This is a genomic window from Hydrogenophaga sp., assembly GCF_041633695.1.
Taxonomy (GTDB): domain Bacteria; phylum Pseudomonadota; class Gammaproteobacteria; order Burkholderiales; family Burkholderiaceae_C; genus Hydrogenophaga.
This window is the reverse complement of sequence record NZ_JBFJMY010000173.1, coordinates 1-8,365: the sequence shown is the minus strand read 5'-3', so window position 1 is coordinate 8,365 and position 8,365 is coordinate 1. Positions and strand designations below refer to the sequence as shown.

Genomic DNA, 8,365 nt, shown 5'->3' with positions numbered 1-8,365 from the left:
GGCCGACGCCTTGATGGAGGAGAAGTCCTTGCGCGCAAATCCTTCTTGTGGGTTGCTGCGCGTAGGCAGATCCGCCACCTTGATGGGTTTGTCGATCATGACCACCGTTTGTCCTTGAGCGCGCAGCAGAGCCGCCATTTCTTCCTTCAACCCCTTGAGGTCGTCGTTTGGCCATTGCCGCACCGCACTGGTCATCGAGCTGTTGACCATGGAAGCTGTGGCGATGCACAGTAGACAGTCGGCGCCAGGAAAGTAGGTGTCCGGTGGGGGCACGTCCGTCATGGCGATGCCAATTGCGCCTTTGCTGTCGGCAAAGTAGCCCGCAGGCAAGTTGACAAAGGATTGGTGGGGCGCAGCACAGCCCGAAAGAACGACGATCAGACCCAGCAGCCAGGCGCGGCTCGACGACATGAAATACATGGATTCCTCCCAGGGATAATTTTTGAAGGCCCGTTCCATTGCAAGGTAGCGGGCGCCGGCCGTCAACCTTGGGTCGCGCGTCGGCGAGGAGAGTGTATCTGCATGTATCGATGCGGCAGAGGTAGGTTTTCCCTCAAACCCCCAGGAACTGCTCCAGCAATTCAGGCTTAGAGAGCAGCTCGGTGGAGCTGCCTTCAAACGCCACCTCACCTTTGACCAGGATCACATTGCGGTCGGTGATCTGGGTCACTTGTTTCCAGTTCTTGTCGACGATCACGCTGCTGATGCCGCTCTCGCGGATCACGCCGCAGATGCGCCAGATTTCGCGTGCGATCAGTGGTGCCAGGCCTTCGGTGGCTTCGTCGAGGATGAGCAGGTCGGGGTTGGTCATCAGGGCTCGGCCGATGGTGAGCATTTGTTGTTCGCCGCCGCTCAGTTGCTGTCCACCGTGACCCAGGCGTTCGGCCAGGCGGGGGAAGGTGTCGAGCACGCGCTCATAGGTCCAGTCGCGCTGGCCTCGTGTGCCGGCCCGGGCGGACATGTTCAGGTTTTCCTTGACGCTCAGGTTGCCGAAAATGCCCCGGCCCTCGGGCACGTAGGCGATGCCTTGGCGCGCAATCTCAAAAGTGGCCGCACCGGTCATGGCGTGGCCTTTGATGCTGACGTTGCCGCCGCTGGGTTTGACGATGCCCATGACGGATTTGAGTAGCGTGGTTTTTCCCATGCCGTTGCGGCCCATGAGCCCGATGGTTTCACCGGCGTTGACGGTGAAGTTGACGCCGCGCAGGATGTGGCTGGCGCCGTAGTGGGTGTTCAGGCCCATGGCCTCGATCAAGGGGTGCTGGCTCATGTTCAATGCTCCTCACCCAGGTAGGCGGCTTGCACCTCGGAGTCCGAACGCACGGCGCCCGGCTCGCCGCTGGCAATCACCTGGCCGTTGACCATCACGGTGAGCTGGTCGGCCAGTGTGAACACCGCGTCCATGTCGTGCTCCACCAGCATCATGGCGTGCTCGGGTTTGATGCGCAGCAACAGCCCGACCATGCTTTCGGCTTCGGCCTGGCCCATCCCGGCCAGCGGTTCGTCGAGCAGCAAGACCGTGGGTTCGGTGGCGAGTGTCATGGCGATTTCGAGCTGGCGCTGTTCGCCGTGGCTGGTGGTGCCGGCCACCACATGGGCGCGCGATTGCAAGCCGGCCAGTTCCAGCGCCCGTTCGCAGCGCTGGTTCACGCGTGCGTTGCGGGCGGCATTGCCCACCCAGTGCAGCGGATTCCAGGGCGAATGGCGCTCGCCCGACTGGGCCGCCAGGCGGATGTTTTCCCACACGGTGAAGGGCGCGAAGATATTGGTTTTTTGGTAGCTTCGGCCCAGGCCCAGGCGCGAGATGTGCTCGGGGCTTTTGCCGGTGGTGTCGTGCCCGTTCAAGGTGATGCGACCCGCCGTGGGTGGCAGATCGCCCGAGAGCAGGTTGGTGAGCGTGGATTTTCCGGCGCCGTTGGGGCCGATCACCGCGTGGATGCGGTCGCGCCAGAGTTCGACCGACACCTCGTTCACAGCGGCGAGGCCGCCAAAGCGTTTGGTCAGCCCTTGGGCCGAGAGCAGGGGCGCGTTCATGACGGCTCCTTTTTGTGGAACCACTGGTTGATCAAACCCAGCAGGCCGCGCGGCGCGAACACCACCACCAAGACGATGAAGCTGCCCATGAGCAGTTGCCAGTGCTTGCTGAGGTCTTTGAAGAAGTGCATGACGTACTCGAAGGCGAAGGCGCCCACGATGGCACCGGCAAAATTGCCCATGCCGCCCAGAATCACCATCATGATGGCGTGTGCGCTCATGTGAAAACCCATCAGCTCGGGGTTTACATAGCCGGTTTGTGCGGCCCAGAGATAGCCCGCCACCCCGGCCAGCATGCCGGCCAGTGTGAAGGCCGCGAGCTTGTAGCCAAAGCTGCCGTAGCCCACGGCGCGCATGCGGTGTTCGTTGACGCGGATGCCGGCGAGCACCCGGCCGAAAGGCGAGAACAGCACGCGGCGCAGAAAGGCGTACACCAGCAGCAACACCGCCAGCGTGAAGTAGTAGAACGTGGTCTTGTTGTCCAGGTCGATGCCGCTCCAGCCGAACAGCGACGCGTCGGGCCGGAAGTTGACGTACAAACCATCGGAACCACCGAGGCCCCGGTTGTCAAAGAACAGGTAGAACACCATTTGCGCGAACGCCATGGTGACCATGATGAAGTAGATGCCGTGGGTACGCACCACAAAAAAGCCGATCACCAGCGCGGCCAGACCGGCACCCAATGCGGCAAGCGGCAGCGACCACCACAGGCTGATCGGCGTGTCGGCCGGCGTCAGAAAAGCCAGCGCGTAACCGGCCAGACCGAAGTAGGCCGCGTGACCCAGCGAGACCAGGCCGGTGACGCCCTGCAGCAAATCGAGGCTCATGGCGAAGATCGCCAGGATCATCATCTGCGAGAGCAATTGCAGGTAGTAGTCGCGCCCCTCCATGGGCACGAAGGGAAAGGCCAGCAAGGCCAGCGCGGCCACGGCCAGCATCGCCTGGATGCTGGTGGGCAGGATTTCGAGTTGTGCTTTGGGTGCGCTCATGCGGAATGTCTCATTGCCGGAACAGGCCTTCGGGTTTGTATAAAAGCACCACGGCCATGAGCAAGTAGACCGCCATGCCCGCGAGTTGCGGCACCAGCACTTTGCCAAAGGTGTCGACCAGGCCGACCAGCAAGGCCGAGACCAGGGCACCGCGCACCGAACCGATGCCGCCGATCACCACCACCACAAAACACATGATCAGCACCGAGTCGCCCATGCCGGGGTAGACGCTGGAAATGGGCGCGGCGATCATGCCCGCGATGGCGGCCAGTGCCACGCCCAGCGCGAACACCACACCGTGGATGAGCCGGATGTTGATGCCGAGCGCTTCGGTCATTTCGCGGTTGAAGGCACCGGCGCGGATCTTCATGCCGAGGCGGGTTTTGGAGATCAGCAGATACAGGCCCAATGCGAGCAGCACGCACAGACCCGACATGAAAAGCCGGTACACCGGGTACGACAGATTTTCGGTGAGCGGGATGGACCAGTTCAGCACCTCAGGCACGGCCACCGAGTGCACGTCGTCGCCCCACAGCAGCGAGCGTGCTTCCTGAAAGATGTAGATCAGACCAAAGGTGAGCAGCACCTGGTCCAAATGGTCGCGCTGGTAGAAGTGCCGGAACAGCAGCCACTCCAGCAACCAGCCAAAGACCACGGCCAGCACCGTGCCCAGCAGGATGGCCAGCAACAAGCTGTCGAGCTGCGCCGTCAGAAACCAGGCCAGGTACGCACCCAGCATGTAGAAGCTGCCATGGGCCAGGTTGACCACGCCCATGATGCCAAAGATCAGCGTGAGGCCCGCTGCCAGCATGAACAGCAACAAGCCGTATTGCAGGCTGTTGAGCAACTGGATCAAAAAATTCGCAAAGTCCATGGCGCAGAGAAATACGGGTGAAAAAGTTGGCCTGCGGACATAAAACAACCCTGGGTGGGTCCGACCAAGCCCAGGGTTGCAGGGATGTCCCGGGGGCTATCAGCCCATGCGGCAACCGGCGGCGGAATCGGCCACGGCTTTGCCTGCGATACCGATCACCTTGTTCTCGCCATTCACCACCTTGCGCAGGTACATGTCCTGGATCGGGTTGTGCGCCTTGCTCATGGTCCACTTGCCGCGGGGGCTGTCGATCACGGCGCCGTCCATGGCTGCGTACAAGGCCTGCTTGTTGCTGAGATCGCCCTTCACCGCGTTCGCGCCCTTGACCAGCAACAGACCGGTGTCGTAGCCCTGCACCGCATAAACGTCGGGCTGCGCCTTGAAGGTTTTTGCGTAGGACAGGCGGAACTGCTTGTTGCGTGGGGTGTCCAGCGAATCGCTGTAGTGCATGGTGGTGAGCACGCCGTCGGCTGCCGGGCCGGCGGCTTCCAGCACGCCTTCGGTGAGGAAGCCGGAACCATACAGCTGGATGTTCTTGTTCAAACCTGCGGCAGCGAAGTCTTTCAGGAACTTGGCGGCGCCACCACCGGCGAAGAAGCAAGCCACTGCGTCCGGGTTGAGCGAGGCGATTTCGGTCAGCAGCGCCTGGAATTCGACGTTGGGGAAGGGTACGCCCAGCTTTTTGATGATGGTGCCACCGGCCTCGGTGTAGCCCTTTTCAAAGCCCTCAAAGGCTTCTTCGCCGGCCGCGTAGTTCCAGGTGATCCAGACCGCCTTTTTGTGGCCACGGTCCATCATGGCCTTGCCCAGCGCCAGCGTGGGCTGGGAGTTGGAGAACGATGTGCGGTAGACGTTGGGAGCGCACTGCGCCCGCGTGGCCACGTGCACGCCGGCGTTGGGGATCAGACTCAGCACGCCGCTGTCGCGCGCCACTTTGTGGATGCCCATCTGCACGCCGGAGTGCACGGTGCCGACCAACACATCGACTTTGTCGCGTTGCACCAGGCGGTTGGCGTTCTCGATGCCTTTGGCCGGGTTCGATTCGTCGTCAACCTTGAAGAACTCCACCTCACGGCCACCCAGTTTGCCGCCTTGCTCGTTGAGCGCCATCATGAAACCGTTTTCGATCGCGACGCCCAACTGCGCAAAGGTGCCGGTGTAGGGCAACATGAATCCCACGCGAACTTTGTCGGACTGTGCGCGCGCGATTTGCGGCAGCAACAAGCCGGTCGATGCGGCGCCTATCACGGCGGCGCTGCGGGTCAGTACTAGTCTACGTGTGGTCATGGTCGGGGACTCCTGTGGTTGGAAAAGTGCTTTTCACTGTAGTCGGGCCGCCAGCGCTTGGCGATACAGAATTACCCGTACTTTAGGTTTGAAACATTTAAGCGTCAAAATTAGTGTCCTGGCCGTGCGCTTCATGCGCTGGTGGCTTGGGGGAGGCCGGCCTTGAGTGCCTGGGCCTCGGGCAGCCAGCGCTGGCTCCAGTTCGCAGCCTCCACCTCGGGCTCGGTGCCCGCAGAGGCGTCGTGTTGGAAGATGCCGCCCACGCGCACAGCGCCCAGGTCGGCCAGGCGCTCGTCAAACCGCAGGCCACCGTTGCAGAAGGTCTGCGGATACACGCTGTCGCCGAGTGCGAAAACGCCGTAGCGCACCGCACCCAGGTAGCGCGGCTCGTTACTCAAAGAGGCATACAGCTGTTGCGCGTTGTCCGGGACATCGCCAGCGCCGGTGGTGGATGTGCATATGACATATAGTGCATCCTCTTCAAAAATGCCTATGCCGAGCCCATCCATCATCTGGATCTCGATGCTGTCCATCAAATGGGCGCAAGCCATCTCCATGGCCTGTGCGGCGGATTGGGCGGTGTTGGTCACGGTGCCAACCAGGATTTTCAATTTCTTGGACATGGGTTTCTATCGATATCTGCACTATATTGCATAATTTCAGATGCAACCCGAGGGATAACCCTCGGAGTTGGCCTGCAGGTGGAGTATTTCAGGCGTGGGCGCCCAGAGGGTGCGTGCGCGGTGCGAACAGGCCCTAGTTGTAGCTCAGTGCCCGCGCCTTGCCCCAGAACACCCGGTACATGAACACGGTGTAAGTCACGATCACCGGCAAGGTGATGGCCACGCCGATGAAGAGCACCGTGAGCGACTCGGTGCTGACGGCCGCCTGCCACACCGTCATGCGCCCGATCACGATGTCGGGGTAGATGCTGTACGACAAGCCGAAGAAGGCCAGCACGAAGATCAGCACCGTGGACGCGAACACCACCCAGCCATAGCCCGCTTGCACCACCTTGGGGTGGGTCACGACCCAGCGCACAGCGAAGAAGGCGAGGGCACAGCTCAGGGGAATGGGCAACAAGCCAAAGATTTGCGGCGCGCCGAACCACTTGTCCACCACCGCCGGATTGACCAGCGGCGTGGCGGCAGAAATGGCCACCAGTGCCAGCGCCATGGGCCAGAGCACACGGCGCGCCCAGCGCACCGCATGGGCCTGCAGCTCGCCCTCGGCCTTCATGATCAGCCAGCCCGAACCCAGCAGCACATAAGCGGCGGGCAAGGTGAGCGCGATGCCCAGGCTGAACGCCGTGCCTAGCCAGCCGACATCAAAACCCGTGACGTAGCTGCCCAGCATCCAACCCTGCGACGTGCTGGCCATGAGCGAACCGGCAAAGAAGGCGCGGTTCCAGAACGGCTTGTAGCGCGGCGGCGCCTTCACCCGGAAGTCGAACGCCACACCCCGAAGGATCAGGCCGATCAGCATCACCGCCACCGGCAGGTACAAGGCCTGCAGCACCAGGCTGTGGGCAAACGGAAAGGCGACCAGCAGCACGCCCACGCCCAGCACCAGCCAGGTTTCGTTGGCGTCCCAGAACGGCCCGATGCTGGCGATCATGGTGTCTTTGTCGGTGTTGTTGGCCAGCGGCAGCAACAGGCCCACACCGAGGTCGTAGCCGTCGAGCACCACATAGGCCAGCAGCGCCAGACCCATGACAGCGAGAAAAATCAGCGGTAGCAGCGTGGCCCAGGTCATGCGATTTCTCCAAAGGGGTGTTGGACATGGGGCATTTCAGACCCCCGCTTTGCCGAGTTCGGCGCCACTGCCGGGATAGGGCGGATGGGTCACCGGGTGCTCGGCCATGTACTTCAGAACGCCGACGTAGGTGACCAGCAGCAGGCCGTACACCAACAGGTAGGCGGTGAGGGTCACGGCGATCATGGGTGGTGCGATGTGGCTGGCGATGTCACTGGTGCGCAGCAGGCCGTAGACGATGAAGGGCTGGCGGCCGATTTCTGTCACGTACCAGCCGCTGAGTGTGGCCAGCCAGCCCGAAAACGTCATGGCCGCCAGTGTGTACAGCAAGGGTTTGGGTAGACGGATCTGGCGGTCGGTGTCGCGGCGCTGCCGCCAAAGCCGCCACGCGCTGAACCACGCCACCAACAGCATCAGCGAACCCACGCCCACCATGATCCGGAAAGCCCAGAACACCGGTGCAACGGGCGGGTGCGCGTTGGGAAATTCGTTCAGACCCTTGAGCTCGGCGTCGATGTCGTGCGCCAGGATCAGGCTGGCCATTTTCGGGATCTGCACCGCGTAGCGCGTGGTGCCGGTGGCTTCGTCGGGCCAGCCGAACAGCGTGAGCGGAGCGCCTTTTTCGGTGTGCCAGATGCCTTCGATGGCAGCGATCTTGGCCGGCTGGTGTTCCAAGGTGTTCAGGCCGTGGGCGTCGCCGGCCAGAAACTGCAAGGGCATGGCGATGGACGCGGCCACAATGGCGGCGCGCATCGCCTTGTGCGTGCCCGCAGTGGCGCTGCCCTTGATCAATTGCCAGGCACTCAGACCGGCGATCAGGAACGAGGCGGTCAGCGTGGAGGCCAGCAGTTTGTGGGTGAGCCGGTAAGGGAATGAAGGATTGAACACCACGGCCAGCCAGCTGGTGGCGTGGAATTGTCCGTTCACGATCTCGTACCCGGCGGGGGTTTGCATCCACGAGTTCAAGCTCAGAATCCAGAACGCCGACATCGTGGTGCCCAACGCCACCAAGGCGGTGGCGGCCAGGTGCACCCGTTCCGATACGCGTCCGCGACCGAACAGCATGATGCCCAGAAAGCTGGCCTCCAGAAAGAACGCGGTCAGCACCTCGTAACCCAACAGCGGCCCGGCGATGTTGCCGGCCTTCTCCATGAACCCTGGCCAGTTGGTGCCGAACTGGAAGCTCATCACGATGCCCGAGACCACGCCGAGAGCAAAGCTCAGCGCAAAGATCTTGGTCCAGAAGTAATAAGCCTCTTCCCACGCCGGGTCGCGGGTCTTGATGAAGCGGTAGCGAAAGAACAACAGAAACCAGCACAAGGCGATGGTGATGCTGGGAAACAGGATGTGAAAACTGATGTTGGTCGCGAACTGTATGCGCGACAGGATCAAGGTGTCCATGTCTGTGTCCGGTGAGTGGGTGGAT

Annotated in this window: 9 protein-coding genes; all 9 read right to left on the bottom strand. The window is 62.1% G+C overall.

Going from position 1 to position 8,365, the window contains the following annotated elements; translation table 11 throughout:
* A partial coding sequence (locus ABYB95_RS12140) for a hypothetical protein (protein ID WP_372658810.1) occupies positions 1-420 on the bottom strand: 420 nt, incomplete at its 3' end.
* 133 nt (positions 421-553) lie between these two features.
* On the bottom strand, positions 554-1,270 hold the full coding sequence (locus ABYB95_RS12135) for an ABC transporter ATP-binding protein (protein WP_372658809.1): 717 nt from the start codon (positions 1,268-1,270) through the stop codon (positions 554-556).
* Positions 1,271-1,272: 2 nt separating this feature from the next.
* Positions 1,273-2,034 (bottom strand): ABC transporter ATP-binding protein, encoded by a 762-nt coding sequence (locus tag ABYB95_RS12130; RefSeq protein ID WP_372658808.1) that lies wholly within the window; start codon positions 2,032-2,034, stop codon positions 1,273-1,275.
* Positions 2,031-3,023: a branched-chain amino acid ABC transporter permease gene (locus ABYB95_RS12125; RefSeq protein ID WP_372658807.1), complete on the bottom strand. Its 993-nt coding sequence runs from the start codon at positions 3,021-3,023 to the stop codon at positions 2,031-2,033. The genes ABYB95_RS12130 and ABYB95_RS12125 overlap by 4 nt, the downstream gene beginning before the upstream one ends.
* A 10-nt stretch (positions 3,024-3,033) precedes the next feature.
* Positions 3,034-3,897, bottom strand: coding sequence for a branched-chain amino acid ABC transporter permease (locus ABYB95_RS12120; protein ID WP_372658806.1), 864 nt, complete (start codon positions 3,895-3,897; stop codon positions 3,034-3,036).
* 99 nt (positions 3,898-3,996) lie between these two features.
* Entirely contained in the window at positions 3,997-5,184 is a 1,188-nt protein-coding gene (locus ABYB95_RS12115) for an ABC transporter substrate-binding protein (protein ID WP_372658805.1), read from the bottom strand.
* Between the two features lie 131 nt (positions 5,185-5,315).
* Positions 5,316-5,807, bottom strand: coding sequence for a flavodoxin domain-containing protein (locus tag ABYB95_RS12110; protein WP_372658804.1), 492 nt, complete (start codon positions 5,805-5,807; stop codon positions 5,316-5,318).
* 133 nt (positions 5,808-5,940) lie between these two features.
* Positions 5,941-6,939 (bottom strand): cytochrome d ubiquinol oxidase subunit II, encoded by a 999-nt coding sequence (locus tag ABYB95_RS12105; RefSeq protein WP_372658803.1) that lies wholly within the window; start codon positions 6,937-6,939, stop codon positions 5,941-5,943.
* Between the two features lie 36 nt (positions 6,940-6,975).
* Positions 6,976-8,340, bottom strand: coding sequence for a cytochrome ubiquinol oxidase subunit I (locus tag ABYB95_RS12100; RefSeq protein WP_372658802.1), 1,365 nt, complete (start codon positions 8,338-8,340; stop codon positions 6,976-6,978).
* Positions 8,341-8,365: the final 25 nt, after the last annotated feature.

Coding starts and splice junctions, on each gene's coding strand:
- ABYB95_RS12135 (WP_372658809.1), bottom strand. CDS start 1,270: ATGAGCCAGCACCCCTTGATCGAGGCCATGGGCCTGAACACCCACTAC.
- ABYB95_RS12115 (WP_372658805.1), bottom strand. CDS start 5,184: ATGACCACACGTAGACTAGTACTGACCCGCAGCGCCGCCGTGATAGGC.
- ABYB95_RS12120 (WP_372658806.1), bottom strand. CDS start 3,897: ATGGACTTTGCGAATTTTTTGATCCAGTTGCTCAACAGCCTGCAATAC.
- ABYB95_RS12130 (WP_372658808.1), bottom strand. CDS start 2,034: ATGAACGCGCCCCTGCTCTCGGCCCAAGGGCTGACCAAACGCTTTGGC.
- ABYB95_RS12100 (WP_372658802.1), bottom strand. CDS start 8,340: ATGGACACCTTGATCCTGTCGCGCATACAGTTCGCGACCAACATCAGT.
- ABYB95_RS12110 (WP_372658804.1), bottom strand. CDS start 5,807: ATGTCCAAGAAATTGAAAATCCTGGTTGGCACCGTGACCAACACCGCC.
- ABYB95_RS12105 (WP_372658803.1), bottom strand. CDS start 6,939: ATGACCTGGGCCACGCTGCTACCGCTGATTTTTCTCGCTGTCATGGGT.
- ABYB95_RS12125 (WP_372658807.1), bottom strand. CDS start 3,023: ATGAGCGCACCCAAAGCACAACTCGAAATCCTGCCCACCAGCATCCAG.